Origin of the sequence: Lysinibacillus sp. JK80 (assembly GCF_027557635.1) — a bacterium.
In the GTDB taxonomy this organism is placed as follows: Bacteria; Bacillota; Bacilli; order Bacillales_A; family Planococcaceae; genus Lysinibacillus; species Lysinibacillus capsici.
The window spans coordinates 1,664,519-1,682,417 of the sequence record NZ_CP058997.1; the positions used below are offsets into that span (position 1 = coordinate 1,664,519).

The window sequence follows — 17,899 nt, forward strand, 5'->3', positions numbered from 1 at the left end:
TCTCTGTTGCCAAAGAAAAATTTCGCCTCATTTCTATATGAGGCGAAATCATTATCGTCCTATTCATCTATCCATAACAAATGCCGTTTTACCACGTTGATCCCCGCTTAGATAACCAGTGGATAATAGTTGCTCATACCATTGCTTTTCTATAGTAGCTGCTTGAGCCGCATCATCTACCTTCGTAGAAAGTTCAACCATAATATCGCCTTTGTACTGCCATACCTCTATATCCGCTTCATGTCCTAAAAAGCTTCCTTTATAGTTCGTAGCATTAGCAGGCCCATATACGACAACTTGAGACAACGTATTTTTATACCATGCTTCGGAGTTCCAATTTACAATTTTCTTTGGCGCATTTTCAAGAATGAGTTTTTTCGCAACATTTGTAGCAACTGAATCATAAGAGACTTCAGCAGAAGTCTTCAAAGATTCCTTTCGGCTTATCGTAAATGTACGATGATCTCCCTTAATATCTAGCTCAAACTTATAATTTGACTCAGAACCAGTAAAACCATGATTCATTGTTTCTGCTATTGCTTCACTTAAAGGTGTGTTTAAAAAACGCTTTTTGTAGGTTATATCCATTTTATTACTACCCTTATATACACGTAAGCGGTGTATATAGTCATGACGTAGAAACAATTGGTCAAGCGTATCATAAAAATAAACTTTTACGTCATCCTTTTTAGTTGCTTGAAAAGCCTGGACAATAGTTGATTCATTAAAAATCTCAGGTTTAATATTGAATTTAATTTCATGGCCTGGCTCAATGGCTGCTTTCGCTTGTGTTGTATTCACACCCATCATACTAATCACTATTAAGCCCAAGACACACAGATAAAATGCCCATTTTTTTAGTTTAGTCACGCTTTAATTCCTCCTTCGGAAATGTTGTTGTTAAATTTGTATGTGTACTGTGAAAATAGATCGTTTGTCGTGCACGAAGTCTCTGTGACAGTTCCACTAAATCCCAATAGTCTGGATGTGTTTTATAGAAGAACTCCTCAGAGATATGCTTTAAGCTAGCTGGATTGGAAGCATGACGAGAATAGCCTGTATGAACAAAAATTGCCGTCGGATAAACCTTTGCAAGCTCCTCCACTTGAGCCTCATCCTGCTCTGAGACAAAATACAGTACATGGTCACTGTCCAGTTTTTGCTTGAGTCGTTCTAAAAGCATCACTTTATTCGGCCAAATATTTTCATGTTCTTCATCATAATGCCCCAATAAAGGTTGTAGCTTGGCATCTACCCTAATCGCTCGAGTTGTATGTTCGGAAAGATACGTCATAATATCGACTGTTTTGCCCGAAAAAGAGGAGGGGAATATAAATGAATGATTGGGATGAGCCTTTACATACATAGCCATTTGCTGTAACACCTCAAGATTTCGAATGCATTTTTCCGCATGTCCACTATCAATAAACGCTACATCATAAACCGTTCCATCCTCCTCTGGCAAGGTCGCCTTTAATAAATACGAATCGACTACATAATCACCAGAGAAAAAAATCATTTCATCAAAAAAACGAATTTTGTACCACACGCTTCCAATTAAATGCCCACTATATCCCCATTGAAAGGCAAGATATTCATTGACCTCTATCCATTTTCCAATCGTATCTGGATAGAAAGTTCTGACTTGTGGGATAAGCAGTGGAAGCTGCTGAGCAGTTGTATGACTCATTAGTATCGGTCCCGTATAGCCCATGTTCTGTAGTATTGGCAATGCCCCTACATGATCAATATGCGAATGAGAAATAAAGACAGCAGCTAGCTTTTCAATATGATTAAATGTAATATTTGGTGGCGTTTTTTGTGTATTTTTCATAATGCCACAATCCAATAAAATGGCCTGACTCTGATTTTCTATATAAAAACAATTGCGCCCATATTCGCCTACACCACCTAAAATTTCAACACTAAGCATTGGCCTGCCCTCCTCGTTTTTGCAGCCAACCCAATAGGAACATAAAAATAACAGTCATAAGGACGGTTATAACAGCTACTGCCATTCCAACCCCTACATTACCTTGCTCAAATTGGCTATAGATAAAGGTTGCCCCTGTCTCTACGGATGGTGGCAAAATTAAAAGGCCAGCTACAAGCTCTCGCATTGAAATAATAAAAGTCATCATCATTCCTGTTAAAATACCCTGCATCAAAAGTGGTAGGATGATGCGACGATAAACCGCAATGTTACTACGTCCAAAAATAGCAGCTGATTGAAAAATAGAGGCATCCAATTGTGAAAAAGAAGACTTTATATACTGCACCGAATAAGGTAAAAACAGTACACAGTATGTGACTATTACCATTGCCTTTGTGTTATAAATTGTTGCGGGAAGCCAAGGAGCATTCCAAAACATAATTAAACCTACAACAAAGACAATCCCCGGAATAATATTAGGCATTAAACTAAAGAAGTCTAATATTTGCTGCTTTCTGGTTTCTCCCTTTTTAATATAAAGAGCGATGAATAAACCTATTATGGCGGTTATCAAAGCCGTCATGATAGAAAAAACGATGCTATTTAAAAATGCTGTCAATCCTGCACTTCCACTAGTGAAGACCTCTTGATAAGAAGCCAAACTGAAATTCCCAGCCTGTAAACCATCTCCCCGTACCTTTTGCAAAGAGGTCACGATAATAGAGAAATAAGGAATGCCGATAGATAGCAATAGAACAAGCCCTACAAAAGTCCACGAAACTGTTCTTATATACCACTTGTCCTTGATCTCACGTCTAGCAGGTGTTTTTCCTGATAGCACACCATATGTATATTTGCGTCCAATGAGATTTTGGAAATACCAAATGACTAAGCAAACTGACAATAAGAATAAGGATAGCGAGGTTGCCATGCGAATATCAACTGGCCATCTTGATAAATAGGAATGAATTTCGGTTGTAAACACTTGAAACCCAATCCGACTGCCGAATGTAGCTGGCGTTCCAAATTCAGCAAGCGTCTTAATAAAAATAAGGAGACTTCCCAAAACATAGCTCGAAAGTAAAAGAGGTAACACAACCTTTAGCCAATTTTGCGAGGAGCTTCGCCCAAAAATCAGCGCTGCATCTAAAAATGAGCCATTTATGCGAAGTAATGTATTTTTTAGCATTAAATACAAAAATGGAAACAGGTGTAGGCTCATGATCACTACCATACCAAACAAGGAAAAGAAGGAATCTGTCATCCAAGCAGCACTTGGAATAAGCTGCTGTAAAAAACCATTGTGCTGCATAAACAAAATCCAGCCCATTGAATCAATATAGGGAGGTGTCATAAATGGAATCGTTAACACTATATCGAGCCATTCATATTGATATAAACTTGTTTTCGTGCGAATGAAAGCCATAGGTAATGCGATAATTGTTGTCCCAATAATCACAAAAACCCCTAAAACCACCGAATTCCCAAGTGTTTTCCATATTCTATCGTGTGCAAACATTCGACTAAACTGTGATATATCAACATGTCCCTCTTTTATAAAGGTATAAACTAAAATGGCCATCAACGGAGCGATAGCAAATATGATGACAATTGTCAGTAAAAATCCAAAAGCTCGTCTTCCTTCCATTATCATGGCATGTCAACCCTTCTCTATGAAAACTAGAAGGAGGTATATCAACCTCCCTTTATTTAGCGAAATAAATCCGTAAACTTTGTTAGTACTTCCAGCTGTTTCGCTTCCGCACCCATCCAATCAACTGTTAACTGTGGAATTTCATCTAATGCTGCACGATTTTTCACAGCAATATCTTTATTCCCTGGTAATAAGTAAGCATCTGCTACTAGCTTTTGCCCTTCATCTGACAATAAAAAATCAACATAGGCTTGTGCAGATTCTACATGTTGTGCATCCTTTAAAATACCTACTGCTCTTGGACTAACTACTGTCCCACTCGTCGGATAGATAATTTTCACTGGCTCACCGTCTGCTTTTGCTTTATAAGCCATATAATCTACACCTGCAATCGTGGCATTTTTCTCGCCTGTAATAACCGCATCCAAGGCTTCTTTATTCGCACCATTGACTTGTAAGCCATTTTTCTTCCAACTATCAATCGTACTCCAAGCTGTTTTTTCTGCTGCTGTGTAGCCAAATAAGAAATCAACAGCAGAGCCTGACAGACTTGGATCTGGTATATTCATTTTATTTTGCCAATCAGCTTTTGCTAAATCAGACCAATCCGTAGGCGCCTGTGTCGTATTTTTCGTATTATAGGCAATACCTAAAGCAGAGGCACTGTAGCCATAAAAATATCCATCTTGATCCGACCAATCACTGTTAATTTTGTCCTTGTTTTTAGCCGCTTCGTAGCTTTGCAATTGATCTGTTGCTTTTAACCCATCCATTGAGGCAACAGAGGCAAGTACAACAATGTCAGCTACAGGATTATTTTTTTCCGCTTCTAAACGAGAGAGAATTTTACCCGTAGTTCCTTGAAACATTTCCACTTTAATCCCTGTTTTTTCTTCAAATGCTTGCTGAATATTTGCAGCTAAACCATCTGGCCCAGCAGAATACACTGTCAGAACTTTCTCCTCCTGTGTCTTTGCACTTGCTTCATTCGTCTCTTTTGCCTCTTTATTACCACAGCCAGCTAATGCTAAGACCAATAAAATTCCAGCAGTTGCCCATAATTTAAAATGTCGTTTCTTCAATGTAAACCCTCCAATTGATAGATTTGTTTTTCGTCAATAAAAACTTGCAATCTTTTTCCATGCTCTAATGGCTGCTTCTCATAAAAGCTCCAATACTGTCCTTCTACCTGTGCTTGTACTAGATAACGATCGCCAACAAATGTACTTTTCACAATCTGCGCTTGTTTGGCAATCGTACCAGGACGCGATACTCTAGAAACACCCTCAGGTCGCACAATTGATTGTCGATTGTGAAGCCAATTCACTTTGCCAATAAAATCTGCCACATAGGGCGTTGCTGGTGCACGATAAATTTCCTCAGGCGAGCCAATTTGAGCAATCCTCCCTGCCTCCATAACGATAATTTGATCAGACATTGTCATGGCCTCTGTTTGATCATGTGTTACGAAAATGGCTTGGCAATTAAGCTCATGAATGAGGTGCATGATTTCATCTTGCATTTGCTCTCTTAAAACAGCATCGAGAGCGGATAAAGGTTCATCAAATAAAATTAATTGCGGTTTGGTCGCTAAAGCTCTAGCTAATGCCACTCGCTGCTGTTGTCCACCCGATAATTCACCTGGCTTTCGTTTCTCATAGCCTTGCATTTTTACCAATCGCATCACATGCTCGACTCGTTCAGGAATAGCTGATTTAGGAATAATGCCCTTTAAGCCAAAGGCAATATTTTGGAAGATGGTCATATGTGGCCATAGAGCAAAATCTTGAAAAACCATAGCAATATTACGCTTATTTGGTTTGACATTTTTACGAGACGCCGAAGAATAAATGACGGTGTCATCAAATCGTATTTCTCCTTTTGATGGCTGTTCAAGGCCAGCTATCAACTTTAATAAGGTTGTTTTGCCACAGCCTGATTGTCCGAGAATCGTAATAAATTGCTGATCTAACTCCACATCAATCGGCCACAATGCTTGAGACTGCCCATATTTTTTCTCGATATTTTTTAATGAGATTTTCATAAGTATCCTCCTCGTTACTTACAACTATAAATTCCAGATATTTAGAAAATATTAATCTACTATTAATAACACGTTAAAAAAAATCTAATAAACTAAAGCAAATACAAGATTTTTTCTAATTTCCTTTAGGAGGATAAAATGAACAATAGTAAATTACAGGCATTTTGCTTACTTGTAGAATTAAAAAAATTAGCCCCTGTCGCCAAAGCACTTGGCATTACAGCCCCCACCGTATCATTTCATATTCGCTCTATAGAGGAGGAATATGGTATTCATTTATTTCGAACAAATGCTGGAGGATACCGTTTAACAGAAGCGGGCGAAGGTGTGTATCATTTCGCTCGTCAAATGGTTCAACTTCAAAAGGATATGGATCGTTTTATTGAAAATCTTTTAGCAGGCCATATCGGTTCATTACGACTTGGGGCGAGTGGCTTACCTGCCCATATTTTTATGCCAGATTTAATTCATCAAGTTTCAACGACCTATCCTGAGATTCGCATTTCATTAGAAGTAAAAACAGCACCTGAAATTGAAAAAAAGGTAGCACTACAAGAATTAGATTTCGGGCTCATCATGGAGACTAAGCAGGAAAATCCTTTACTTCATTACGAAACAATCGGTGAAGATGCACTTGTATTGGCATTCAGCCCATCACACGAGCTAGCAGCACAAAACGACATCACCAAAGAAGATATTCTTAAGTACAAGCTATTGTTGCATACATCCTCTAGCTCCACGAATCACTTCATTGAAAAGTGGATGGACCCATTTCAGCCTTCTATTTACACAATTGAGCTGGATTCTGTGAGCACGATTAAAAAGATGCTGACCTTTGGCAAAAACTTGGCGTTTCTATCTGTTTCCTTAATAGAAGAAGAATTAAAATCAGGTGTACTGCTCAAGAAAGATCTACATGATGTAACACTAAATAGAAAAATTCAATTGATTTATCCGAAAACGCGCTTAGATCATAAAATGGATGAATTTGTCAAAATGTCGGTTTATGAAATAGCAAAGCAATTAAAAATGTCTTCTACGATGACATAATTCCACATACAGTCGTAATAACATGGAATGGGAAGATATTTTTATGAAAGGAGGGTTGTCCTTGCTAACCAAGCTGTTGACAAAAGATTGTATACAGCTTGCAAACTTTGTCCGATCATGGCAAGAAGCAATTCATTTAGCGGCTAGCCCATTAGTACAACAACACAAAATTGAACAGCGCTATGTCGAAGCCATGATTCGATCTATTGAACACTATGGTCCTTACGTTGTCATCACACCCAAAGTAGCCATTCCTCATGCACGGCCATCTGATGGGGTTCTTGAACTAGCCATAAGCTTGCTACGATTACAAAAGCCTGTTTTTTTTAGCCCTAATCAGCCTGTCTACCTACTAATTGTGCTAGCTGCCATTGACAATGCTTCACATCTACAGGTGTTGGCTGATTTGGCATTAGTCTTACAAGAACCCGATCAGATTGATGACCTAATCGCCTGTCAACATGCGGACATGATATGGGAGAAAATCAAACAATATACGACAAAGGAGTCAACAGAATGAAAATTTTAGTCGTGTGTGGGAGCGGTTTAGGAAGTAGCTTTATTTTAGAATTGAATGTTAAAAAAGCATTAGAAGTATTGGGGAAAGATGCAGAGGTAACGCATACAGATTTAGCGTCTGCCAAGGCGGAGAAAGCAGATATTTATTTAGGGGCAGCAGATATCGTGAATGAATTAGCGAAAGACAAAGGAATCATTGTGAGCATCGTAAATATGATGAGTATTTCAGAAATAAAAGAAAAGCTTGAACCGTTGCTTTAAGCATTAAAAATTTGGATAGGATGAGGTGTTGGTATGTTAGATGTTATCATGCATGACATTTTAGGAACACCAGCTATATTAGTCGGCCTATTCGCTTTTATTGGTTTACTTATTCAAAAAAAATCAAATTCCACTGTTCTGTCAGGTACATTAAAAACGATAATGGGCTTTGTCATCCTCGGAGCTGGTGCCACTGTCTTAATTGGCTCTTTAGATCATTTTAGTAAAATGTTCGATCATGCCTTTCAAGTACAGGGAGTCATTCCCAACAATGAGGCCATCGTGGCAGCTGCTCAGACTAATTTTGGTACAGCTACTGCACTAATCATGGTATTTGGTATGATTATGAATCTACTATTTGCGCGATTTACGCCATTAAAATATATCTTTTTAACTGGACATCATACATTATTTATGGCTTGTTTAATCGCCGCTTCATTATCAGTTGGAGGGATGAGTGGTACACCTCTTATTCTTGTTGGGTCTATCATTCTTGGACTTTGTATGGTCGTGTTCCCTGCCATTTTACAGCCGACAGTTCGACAAATAACAGGGAGTAATGACTTTGCTGTTGGTCACTTTGGCAGTGTTGGCTATTATGTTTCTGCAAAGATTGGTAAGCTCTTTGGTAATAAAATGAAATCCACAGAAGATATACAGGTTCCGAAAGCATTAGGCTTTTTACGAGATACCTCAGTTGCTATTTCTTTAACAATGAGTGTGTTCTTTGTAATTGTTGCCCTTTTTGCTGGCCCTTCCTATATTGAGTCACAATTATCAGCTGGCTCAAATTTTATTATTTTCGCTATTATGCAAGCGATTACATTCGCAGCGGGTGTTTATATTATTTTAGCAGGTGTACGGATGTTAATTGCTGAAATTATTCCAGCCTTCAAAGGCATTGCAGATAAGCTTGTACCAAACACAAAACCAGCACTTGATTGTCCAACCATCTTTCCTTTTGCACCAAATGCCGTTATTATTGGTTTCATTTTTAGTTTTATAGCAGGGCTGGTTTCCATGTTTATACTCCCCTTCATCGGACTAAAAGTCATTGTGCCAGGTCTTGTTCCACATTTCTTCACAGGTGCTGCGGCGGGGGTCTTTGGAAATGCTACTGGCGGTAGAATTGGTGCGATGTCCGGAGCCTTTGCCAATGGTTTATTAATTAGCTTTATTCCAGCCATACTCCTTATCTTTATGGGAGACATTGGCTATGAGGGCACAACCTTCGGTGATTCAGACTTTGGGGTAATCGGCATTATTATTATTAATTTATTAAAATTATTCGGCGCTGTTTAGAACATATAAAGCCTGACGCTATTTGCGTTAGGCTTTTATAGTGCTGTACATACAAGAAGTGCTACGAAAACCTTTATAAATCAATTACTTTATTAGTAATCTAGCTTTATATTATTAACTTATTATGTATATAGAAATGATTCATTATTCTTAGACATCCTAAAAATTTTTTGCACGGATGTCTGACATCAGACTAAAAATATTAAGTTTTTGCCGATATATATTTTATACACAACAGGAGGTACACAAAATTTGAAGAAATTATTCACTAGTTTTCTGTTGATCACTCTGTTGATAGCAGGCTGTTCCTCAGCACCGACAGAAACATCAACTGAAGGATATAAGATAGGAATTTTACTATCAGATGCAGGACTAGGCGATGAATCATTTAATGATTCCGCTTTTAAAGGCTTAGAAAAAGCGCGCGATGAGCTAGGCATTTTGTTTGATTACAAAGAGGCTCCTGATGGTAAATACGAGGAAAAGCTGAATGAACTTGTAGCAGAAAAATATGATATCATCATTGGTCTCGGGTTCTCTGTACAAGAAGCACTAGAAAAGACTGCAAAACAAAATCCCTCTCAGCAATTTATACTGATTGACGGGCAATCTGATATTAACAACATCATTTCGATTACCTTTAAAGAACAAGAAGGTAGCTTTTTAGTTGGCATGATTGCCGCTATGACAAGTAAAACAGGAAAAGTTGGCTTTATTGGTGGAGCAGATGCTCCTGTTATCCATCACTTTGAAAATGGTTTTATCGAAGGGGCACGTTATGTACAGCCATCGATTGAAATTATGAGTGACTATGCTGGTACCTTTGACGATACCCAGGCTGGTGCAGCAATAGCAGAAAGGTATATCAAAAATAACGTTGATTTTATTTACCATGCAGCAGGCTTTACTGGCTTTGGGGCGATAAAAAAGGCAGAGGAAATGGGGATCTATGCAGCAGGTGTTGATATCGATCAGTTTTTTGTTGCCGAAAAAACAGTTGTCACATCCATGCTTAAAAATGTTGATCTAGCCGTCTATCAACTCGCTAAGACATTAGTAGAAAATGGTAAAATTTCCGAAAAATCCTTTGCATTAGGTTTAGCGGATCAGGGTGTGGGACTAGCAGATATTCGTGTAATTCAACTGACAGCTGAGCAACAGACTGCTATCGAAAAAGCCAAAGAAGCCATTATTTCAGGTACGATAAAAGTTACTGCGGAAAAGAGGAATGACCAGTGACACTACGTAAGAAATTATTTATGAACACATTGATTCCAATCGTATTGGCTATGGCTATGATTGGCTTTATTATCCTACAAACATTCACGATCCAAACAACAGCACAGGATGATACGAAACTTTTACTTGCAGTGAAAGAACTAGAGCAAAGTTTAGTTGTTGCCAGCCAATCTTTAAATAATTTTACCTACCTGGATAGTGAAGCCAATAAAAACGAAGCGCTCGCTATTTTACAAGAAACAAAAAGTAATTTAGAGGCATTAGCCTCTCTAACGAGAATACCTGAACATCAGACAATCGTCGAAAAAATAGCTAGTAAATTTGAAAATCTAGAAAAAGCGACTGAAAGCGGGTTTCAAGAAAACAATCGCTCTGAAATTAAAAAGCAGTCCATCAGAATTAAAGGAATTTTAAACGATATGTATTTGCTCAAAAAAGAAACGAACGAATGGTATCAAGAAATGATCCAAGTAACGAAGCAAAAAATAGGTTTCATTACAACCTCTACCATCATAGGTAGTGTGCTATTAATTATTGCTACGATACTTTATTCCTATGTAGCTGCGAAAAGAATTACCAAACCCATTAATCAGATTGTAGATTGTGCACAGGCTGCAGCAACAGGAAACTTAACAATGGATACTTCTACCCTTTCCTATCAAGCAAACAGTCGATATGAGATTGATCAATTAACAAAAAGCTTTGCAGACATGATGAATAATTTAAAAAGTACTGTACAATCCATTGATAATATTGGAAAGGATGTTAATTTGTTTACACAAGAAGTGACGAGCCATATGAACAATATTCATGAAAGTAGTAATCAAGTCGCTACCTCAACCGACGAATTAGCAAAAGGCAGCTATACGATGTCCGAAGACATTCAATCAGTGGCACTCCAAATGAATAATATGGCAGATCAATTTAGGGATGTTATGCGTACGAGTGAGCAATCGGCTGACACTGGTAAACAAGCTCTGGAGGCTGTTCAAAATGGTCAATATTCATTAGAAAAACAATCTTCCATTGCAAAGGATATATCAACCACATCACTTGATATTAAGGAAGCTGTAACTCAATTTTCTCAATTCACTTCGGAAATTGAAGGCGCAGCCAATGCTGTCCATACGATTGCTAGCCAAACAAATTTATTAGCACTAAATGCTGCCATCGAGGCTGCAAGAGCTGGAGAAGCAGGCAAAGGGTTTGCCATTGTTGCCGAGGAGGTTAAAAAGCTCTCTTCTGAAACGGAGAATGCTACGAATTTAATCACTTCAATGGTCTCGCATATTCAAGATGGCATTACGCACATCCTTACTACGGCTGAACGAGGTTATCTGCTGTCAAATGAGCAATCTCAATCCATGGTAGAGACAGAACAATCATTCTCTGTTATTACCATGCACATAACAAATATCCATCGCGATTTACAAAACCTCACAAGAGAAATGGCACAAACAAATGAAATGAGCCAGCAAGTAAATAGTACCATTGAAAATATTTCTGCTATTACAGAAGAAACGGCTGCTGGCACAGAAGAAATATCGGCATCAACGCAAGAACAGCTACTTTCCTTCCAAAAAATTAGTGCTAAGATAGACGATCTTGAAGCTATGACTAATACGTTGATGAATGAGCTCAAAAAATTCACCCTATAGCGATTCGATTCATTACCGCAAAAAATCCAGTGAAATGATTCACTGGATTTCTTCTTTCATTATAAAGTTAAACCACCATCTACTAACACAATAGAGCCTGTCATATAGCTTGCTTTGTCTGATGCTAGGAATACTACCATTTCTGCTAATTCCTCTGGTTTTGCATAGCGTCCCATTCTCATATTTGGAATCTCCTCTGGCACATAGCCACCTGTTTCAAACATCGCAGTTACACTGTTTGTTAATGCCGTTTCTACTCCCCCTGGACAGATACCATTGATCCGAATACCTTTTTTTACATACTCCAAAGAAGCTGATTTTGTTAAACCCACTACTGCATGCTTACTTGCAGAATAGACAGCCATACTGTGCTCACTGCGAACTCCTGCTGTAGAAGCTGTATTTATAATTGAACCGCTTCCTTGTCCCTCCATTACTTTTAAAACATATTTTAAGCCAAGGAATACACCCTTCACATTGATTGACATAATACGGTCATATTCTTCATCTTCAATCTCTGTTAGTGGAGAAATTTTCTGAATAACCCCAGCATTATTGAAAAATACATCAATACGTCCGTACGTATCAACAGCAGTATTGACATATTTCTGAACGTCTTCACTTTTTGAAACGTCTGCCTGAACGAAAATACCTTCCCCGCCTTGTTCTCTAATCAAGCTTACTGTTTCTTCCCCTGTTTCTTTGTTGAAATCCACTACCACCACTTTTGCACCATTGCTAGCAAGTTTCAAGCTGCTAGCTCTTCCAATTCCGCTTCCTGCGCCTGTTACAACTGCAATTTTATTCAAAAGATCCATCTTCTATTCCTCCCTAACATTTTAAAGTCACTGTCTATTTTATTGCTACTTCTCCTTTATTTATTGTATTATTCTACACAAAATAGTACTTTCTCAATGTCTATCCAATAAAAATGTAAATGCTTTCATTTTAATAGAATTATTACGAACTGGAGTGTAGGAACATGAAAATTAACACTATTGATCTTCAATACATCAGCCAATTAATCTATGAAACACATCATCTTCCAGTCACTTATATTAATTCATTAGGAAAAATAATCTTTGACTATTCATCAACAAATAATCCATCTTACATTTCTTTAAAGGAACAGTTGAAAACATATCCTTACCATAAAGATTCTAATGCCTATCCAATTTTTTTCTCTTATGCTGAGTTTAATTTTTTCTATATTAATGTGCAGCAAGAGGATCAATATTTAGGTGCAATTGTAGTTGGCCCTTCCCTTTCTCCAGAAGTGGAAGACATAAAGACAAGTGTTAATCAAGAGCTGATTCCTATTCTTCATTATCAACAAAGTTTAGCCATTAGTTTATTTGTGTATTACGCCATCTATCAAAAGAAATTAAATAAATCTGCTGTCATTTATCACAACCAAGCATTAAGACCTCTCATTCGTCATGAGGAAAATACTACGCTTGAGCTCTCCTATGCAAGAAGAAATGATATTGTTCATACAAATCTTTACTATGAAAAAATATTGTTAGACAATGTGAAAAATGGGCGTATAGAGAAACTAAATGAAGTTTTGAATTATTCCATTGTTGAGCAAGCAGAACTTGGAATACTATCAAAACGCAATAATTTAAGAAGTGTTCAATATTTGATGATTACAGGCATTGCACTTATTTGCCGTGCAGCAATTGAGGGTGGTTTAAATGAAGAAACAGCCTTTACATTAAATGATTTTTACATTCAAAAGCTAGAGGATCAAAACAGTTTAATCGAAATTCTTTCGTTAATGGAGGAAGCTATTTACGACTATACAAGCCGTGTATCACAGGCAAATACAAGGAAGTATTCTGGACCCATTACTACCTGTATCCATTTTATTGAAAATGAATTATATGGAGATCTAACACTCGACCAGCTTTCAGCAATTTGCCACCTAAGCCCCAATTATCTTTCCTCCTTATTTAAAAAGGAAGTAGGTACTTCCTTTAGTGAATATATTCAGCAGCAAAGGATTGATGAGGCGAAAAAACTCTTAACATTTACCAACTATCCAATCCTAGACATCGGTTCATTACTTAATTTCACAGATCAAAGCTATTTCATTAAAGTTTTCAAAAAATTTACGGGAATTACCCCTAAACAATATAGAACTAAGTATTCTCATAAATAATTCGATATAGAGGGAAAGTAAAAAGATGGTAGAAATCAATTTTTACTTTCTCTTTCCTTTTTTGAAGTACTAACAATATCATCTATGTCATATCTTGAATTAAAACGTAACCATTACACTTTAAGGAGGTCTATGTGGAACGTCTCCATTTTTCTAAATATGTATTGAATTTTTGGCTGCTCTTCATTTTATTCCTAGGCATTCTACCACTACTGTTATACAACGTCTCAGCTTTAAACGACCTTAGTTCCTCTCTACTCAATTTAAATACGATATTTTTAAGTATTTTAATTGAAGCATTACCATTTGTCTTAATTGGAATACTGATTGCTGGCTTTATACAGATTTTTATAACAGAGGAACATATCCAAAGGTGGATTCCTCGAAACCCTGTGATGGCAGTTATCATGAGTTGTCTTGTAGGTGCATTATTTCCAGCCTGTGAATGTGGGATTGTTCCGATTGTTAGAAGATTGATTGTCAAAGGCGTACCTATACATGCAGCTATAGGCTTTATGTTAACTGGTCCACTTATTAATCCCGTTGTTATTCTTTCTACTTATATGGCATTTGGAAATGATTTAAGAATAGCGAGCCTTCGAATGCTTGTTGGCTTTGTCATTGCTATTGTAGTAGCATTACTTATCAGCTTATTTTTTAAAGGCTCCCAATTTAAGAGCTCTTTACAGCCCTACTCATTAACAATCCCTAGTCTACAAACATCCTTCTTCACCAAATTATTAAATATGGTCAAACATGCCATCGATGAATTTTTTGATATGGGTAAATACTTAATTATCGGGGCATTTTTAGCTGCCTTTGTACAAACCTATATATCTACCAAAACACTCGTAGCCATTGGAGAAGGTGAACCCTCCTCCATTCTAGTTATGATGGGCTTAGCCTTCATTCTGTCACTTTGCTCTGAGGCAGATGCCTTTATTGGCGCATCCTTTAGTGCTATTTTCTCCACTCCATCCATTCTGGCCTTTCTTATTTTTGGCCCTATGATCGATTTGAAAAATACCATTATGTTGATGAGCGTATTTCGTTTAAAATTTGTTTTTTGGTTAATCGCCTTAGTGGCTACAGTTGTCTACATTAGTATATGGATTCTTTCAGCGTATCTCTAAGGGGGAAAACCATGAAATTTCACGTTCAACAAGCGCTAAGAGCCTTCATGTTACTCGCCTTTTCGGCTATGATTGCCAACCTGCATTGGACCGGAGAACTAACAAAATTTATCAACCCTAAATATGAAGGGCTGAGTAAAACAGCCGCCATTTTATTTTTTATACTATTTCTTGTTCAAGTGACAAGAATTATATCTTTTTCAAAGGTTCCCCATTCATGTGTTCAAACGGGACAAGCATGCTGCTCCCATCACGACCATGGTCACACAGCCTTTACCCGAAAAAAAATGATAGCCTACCTCATTATCATGACACCAATAATGACAGGCTTCTTCGTGCCAGCAAAAATTTTAGATGCATCCATCGCTGATAAAAAAGGTGGTGCATTTATTCTCACCCAGCAAAATCAATCATCTAAAATAGAGGATTACCTCACTTCAAATGAAACGATTGATGAAAACATCTATGATGAACATGAAGCTGATCCCCGACTGACAGAGGAAAAACAGGAAATGACAAAAAAACAATATGAGCAATTAAAGCAACAGCTATCCCAACAATCCATGCTAAAAATGACCGATGAGGACTACACGATTTATTATGAAGAAATTAATCAAAATTTGGCTAACTATTTGGGGAAGAAAATACAGTTGAAGGGCTTTGTTTTAAAAGAAGAAAATTTTACAGAAAAGCAACTAGTGATTTCAAGATTTCTTATTACGCATTGCGTCGCCGATGCCAGTATTGTCGGCTTTCTGACAGAGTTTTCGGACGCTCCTACACTCACAGAAGATACATGGATTGAAGTGGTCGGTACAATTAGTCAAACAACATATGAAGGTGCAAGCTTACCTGTTATCCATATTGATGATTGGGTAACAATCGAACAACCTGAATCACCTTATCTTTATCCTATTAATATTCGAATGAGTTTCTAGCAATAAAAGGGCAAAGCTTATGGCTTGCCCTTTTTCAGCTATTAATGGGGGATCGCACATCTAAGCCTAAATGGGAACGTAATGTGCTACCTTCATATTCAGCTCTGAATAAACCCCGCTCTACTAACATGGGAATAACGTCGCTAAAGAACAAATCCAAAGATTTCGCAGGTCCGCCTGGTATGGCAATAAAGCCATCCAATGCACCCTCTTCATAAAAAGTAACGATTTGATCGACAATATCCTGTGGTGTACCGATTGCTACAAGGTGGGCTGAGCCAATTACCTCTGGGCGTGCTAACAATACTGCGACTGTTGGTTCATTGTTTACAATATAACGACGTACCAAATCTGCATGTGTTTTACTACGTACTTGTTGATCTTTTGATGGCAGCATATCAACCGTTACCTGATCTTCAAGTGCCAAATGACGAACATCCATGCCAATCACAGATTCTAAAGCACTGTAGCGCCGCTCAAGTGTTAAATGTGCATGTGCTTGTCGGTGCATTTCGAGTGCTTCTTCATATGTATCCCCTATAAAGAAATAGAGTCCGGGTAATAAGCGAATATCGTCGGCTGAACGACCTACTTCTATAGCCTGCTGACGCAAATCATTACGCATCTCAATACCCACCTCCATGACTGGTGTAGCCGCAAAAATCGCATTGGAAACAGTAGCCGCAAATTGCCGCCCAACATCCGACGCTCCTGCTTGGAAGAGTGGAATCTCTCCTGCTGGATGCATTGGGAGATTTAAGGGACCTTTTATATGGAAAAATTCTCCTTCATGCTCAATTGGCTTAACAAGCTCTTTTATTTTCTCTAAATTCCCATCCATTTCTAATGTTTCATAGGGATAACTATGCCATAGCTGCTTGACCACCGCTGTACATTCTGCAGCTTTAGCATAACGCTCCTCGGAAGAAGGCATGGGCTCATTGCTGAAATTATGGGCGCCATCTATAGAGGTTACGATATTCCATCCAACTCGTCCTTCGCTAATCCAATTTAAGGACTGCAATTGACGCGCAATCAGATAAGGTGGCGTAAAGGATGTGGAAATCGTTGTTACTAAGCCAATCTGTTTCGTTTCTCTTGCCACCATCGCCATTAAAAAATTAGGATCTAAGCCAACTGTTCCTTTCATTTTAGCCATTAATTCTGGATGAGCTGTTAAATAATCCGCCTTAAATACAAAATCTAATTTCGCTGCTTCAGCACGCTGCGCAAATGCAATATGTTCTTCTATCAAGGCACCCTGTTTGCCATGATTACCGTAAACAGCTAAATGCATTCCAATAATAAGGTGTCTTTTCATTGCTACTCTCCTTCTTTTTAATTGATAACGATTATCATTTTCATAATAATCATTCATGGCAGAGATTGCAATGAATGACTATTAAGTTTTTGAAGGTCCTCTACAAATGAAAAATAAGCAACCAAACTAATATTTACTATAAAGTTAAATAAAGGCATTATTGAGATAATTCAAAAATATTTAAGCGGAGGAATCATGAGAAAATTTACCTCTTTATTTATAGTTACTCTTTTTATATTTCCAATTGGTGGAGCATCTTTTATAGAAGATCCTATACTCCAACCATCTATTCCGCCGAACCTTGGTGCTTCTGCTGAGGAATCTTATTCTACCCCCACAGCTGAAAAAAGTGATGATTCTCTTCTTACAACGTCTTCTACCTTTCCAACTGGTCAGGGTTCGATGAGCTTTAATTTTAAAGGACCTAGTAATGGCACTGATACAATTCAAATTTATGTAAAAAATAACAGCTCACAATCTATTAGGTTTATATTAACTGCACCTAATGGAACGGTTTGGATAGACGGAGAGATCATTAAATCTGGACAATCATTTACTTCAACTTACGAGTTGGATGCAAGCCAAGCTGGTCAATGGTTCATGAAATTTGATAATAATGATGGTTCTTCAATTACAGTAGATATAAATACAAGTTACGAAATTTAATATGGAGCTTCACCCTT

17 protein-coding genes are annotated in these 17,899 nt (G+C 37.7%); 10 read left to right on the top strand and 7 right to left on the bottom strand.

Annotated elements, in window-relative coordinates; genetic code table 11:
- Positions 1–63: 63 nt before the first annotated feature.
- From HXV90_RS08825 to HXV90_RS08845, 5 genes are read right to left on the bottom strand one after another with little or no spacing between them, the layout of a single operon-like run.
- Entirely contained in the window at positions 64–870 is an 807-nt protein-coding gene (locus HXV90_RS08825; protein ID WP_269898823.1) for a hypothetical protein, read from the bottom strand.
- Positions 863–1,933, bottom strand: a complete 1,071-nt coding sequence (locus HXV90_RS08830; RefSeq protein ID WP_269898824.1) for an MBL fold metallo-hydrolase — start codon at positions 1,931–1,933, stop codon at positions 863–865. Before HXV90_RS08830 ends, HXV90_RS08825 begins: the two co-directional genes overlap by 8 nt.
- Positions 1,926–3,587 carry an ABC transporter permease gene (locus HXV90_RS08835; protein WP_269898825.1) on the bottom strand — a complete coding sequence of 554 codons (1,662 nt, stop codon included), beginning with the start codon at positions 3,585–3,587 and terminating at the stop codon, positions 1,926–1,928. Before HXV90_RS08835 ends, HXV90_RS08830 begins: the two co-directional genes overlap by 8 nt.
- Positions 3,588–3,643: 56 nt before the next feature.
- Complete coding sequence (locus HXV90_RS08840; RefSeq protein ID WP_269898826.1) at positions 3,644–4,669, bottom strand: ABC transporter substrate-binding protein; 1,026 nt, start codon at positions 4,667–4,669, stop codon at positions 3,644–3,646.
- Positions 4,666–5,631 carry an ABC transporter ATP-binding protein gene (locus tag HXV90_RS08845; protein ID WP_112117643.1) on the bottom strand — a complete coding sequence of 322 codons (966 nt, stop codon included), beginning with the start codon at positions 5,629–5,631 and terminating at the stop codon, positions 4,666–4,668. Before HXV90_RS08845 ends, HXV90_RS08840 begins: the two co-directional genes overlap by 4 nt.
- A 138-nt stretch (positions 5,632–5,769) precedes the next feature.
- Between HXV90_RS08845 and HXV90_RS08850 the strand changes: the two genes are divergently transcribed.
- From HXV90_RS08850 to HXV90_RS08875, 6 genes are all read left to right on the top strand, one after another.
- Positions 5,770–6,681 carry a LysR family transcriptional regulator gene (locus tag HXV90_RS08850; RefSeq protein WP_112117642.1) on the top strand — a complete coding sequence of 304 codons (912 nt, stop codon included), beginning with the start codon at positions 5,770–5,772 and terminating at the stop codon, positions 6,679–6,681.
- A gap of 61 nt (positions 6,682–6,742) precedes the next feature.
- On the top strand, positions 6,743–7,201 hold the full coding sequence (locus tag HXV90_RS08855) for a PTS sugar transporter subunit IIA (RefSeq protein WP_054550682.1): 459 nt from the start codon (positions 6,743–6,745) through the stop codon (positions 7,199–7,201).
- Positions 7,198–7,461, top strand: coding sequence for a PTS sugar transporter subunit IIB (locus tag HXV90_RS08860; RefSeq protein ID WP_004232490.1), 264 nt, complete (start codon positions 7,198–7,200; stop codon positions 7,459–7,461). Before HXV90_RS08855 ends, HXV90_RS08860 begins: the two co-directional genes overlap by 4 nt.
- Positions 7,462–7,494: 33 nt before the next feature.
- The gene (locus HXV90_RS08865; RefSeq protein ID WP_054550681.1) at positions 7,495–8,763 is read left to right on the top strand and encodes a PTS ascorbate transporter subunit IIC; all 1,269 of its coding nucleotides are present in this window, start codon (positions 7,495–7,497) and stop codon (positions 8,761–8,763) included.
- A 252-nt stretch (positions 8,764–9,015) separates the two neighbouring features.
- Positions 9,016–10,002, top strand: coding sequence for a BMP family lipoprotein (locus HXV90_RS08870; RefSeq protein WP_131519631.1), 987 nt, complete (start codon positions 9,016–9,018; stop codon positions 10,000–10,002).
- Complete coding sequence (locus HXV90_RS08875; RefSeq protein WP_269898827.1) at positions 9,999–11,660, top strand: methyl-accepting chemotaxis protein; 1,662 nt, start codon at positions 9,999–10,001, stop codon at positions 11,658–11,660. Before HXV90_RS08870 ends, HXV90_RS08875 begins: the two co-directional genes overlap by 4 nt.
- 59 nt (positions 11,661–11,719) lie before the next feature.
- Here the strand turns inward: HXV90_RS08875 and HXV90_RS08880 are convergent, their stop codons facing one another.
- Positions 11,720–12,478 (bottom strand): SDR family NAD(P)-dependent oxidoreductase, encoded by a 759-nt coding sequence (locus HXV90_RS08880; RefSeq protein WP_054550678.1) that lies wholly within the window; start codon positions 12,476–12,478, stop codon positions 11,720–11,722.
- 164 nt (positions 12,479–12,642) lie between these two features.
- Here HXV90_RS08880 and HXV90_RS08885 point away from each other — a divergent pair, with 164 nt between their 5' ends.
- The 3 genes from HXV90_RS08885 (at position 12,643) to HXV90_RS08895 (ending at position 15,895) form a co-directional block, all read left to right on the top strand.
- Positions 12,643–13,824 (top strand): AraC family transcriptional regulator, encoded by a 1,182-nt coding sequence (locus HXV90_RS08885; RefSeq protein ID WP_054550677.1) that lies wholly within the window; start codon positions 12,643–12,645, stop codon positions 13,822–13,824.
- Positions 13,825–13,958: 134 nt separating this feature from the next.
- Positions 13,959–14,957 (top strand): permease, encoded by a 999-nt coding sequence (locus tag HXV90_RS08890; protein WP_048389680.1) that lies wholly within the window; start codon positions 13,959–13,961, stop codon positions 14,955–14,957.
- 11 nt (positions 14,958–14,968) lie between these two features.
- Positions 14,969–15,895 (top strand): TIGR03943 family putative permease subunit, encoded by a 927-nt coding sequence (locus HXV90_RS08895; protein WP_048389679.1) that lies wholly within the window; start codon positions 14,969–14,971, stop codon positions 15,893–15,895.
- A gap of 34 nt (positions 15,896–15,929) precedes the next feature.
- Here the strand turns inward: HXV90_RS08895 and HXV90_RS08900 are convergent, their stop codons facing one another.
- Complete coding sequence (locus HXV90_RS08900; RefSeq protein WP_257961494.1) at positions 15,930–17,192, bottom strand: NtaA/DmoA family FMN-dependent monooxygenase; 1,263 nt, start codon at positions 17,190–17,192, stop codon at positions 15,930–15,932.
- A 219-nt stretch (positions 17,193–17,411) separates the two neighbouring features.
- Between HXV90_RS08900 and HXV90_RS08905 the strand changes: the two genes are divergently transcribed.
- Positions 17,412–17,882 carry a hypothetical protein gene (locus HXV90_RS08905; protein ID WP_048389677.1) on the top strand — a complete coding sequence of 157 codons (471 nt, stop codon included), beginning with the start codon at positions 17,412–17,414 and terminating at the stop codon, positions 17,880–17,882.
- Positions 17,883–17,899 lie beyond the last annotated feature (17 nt).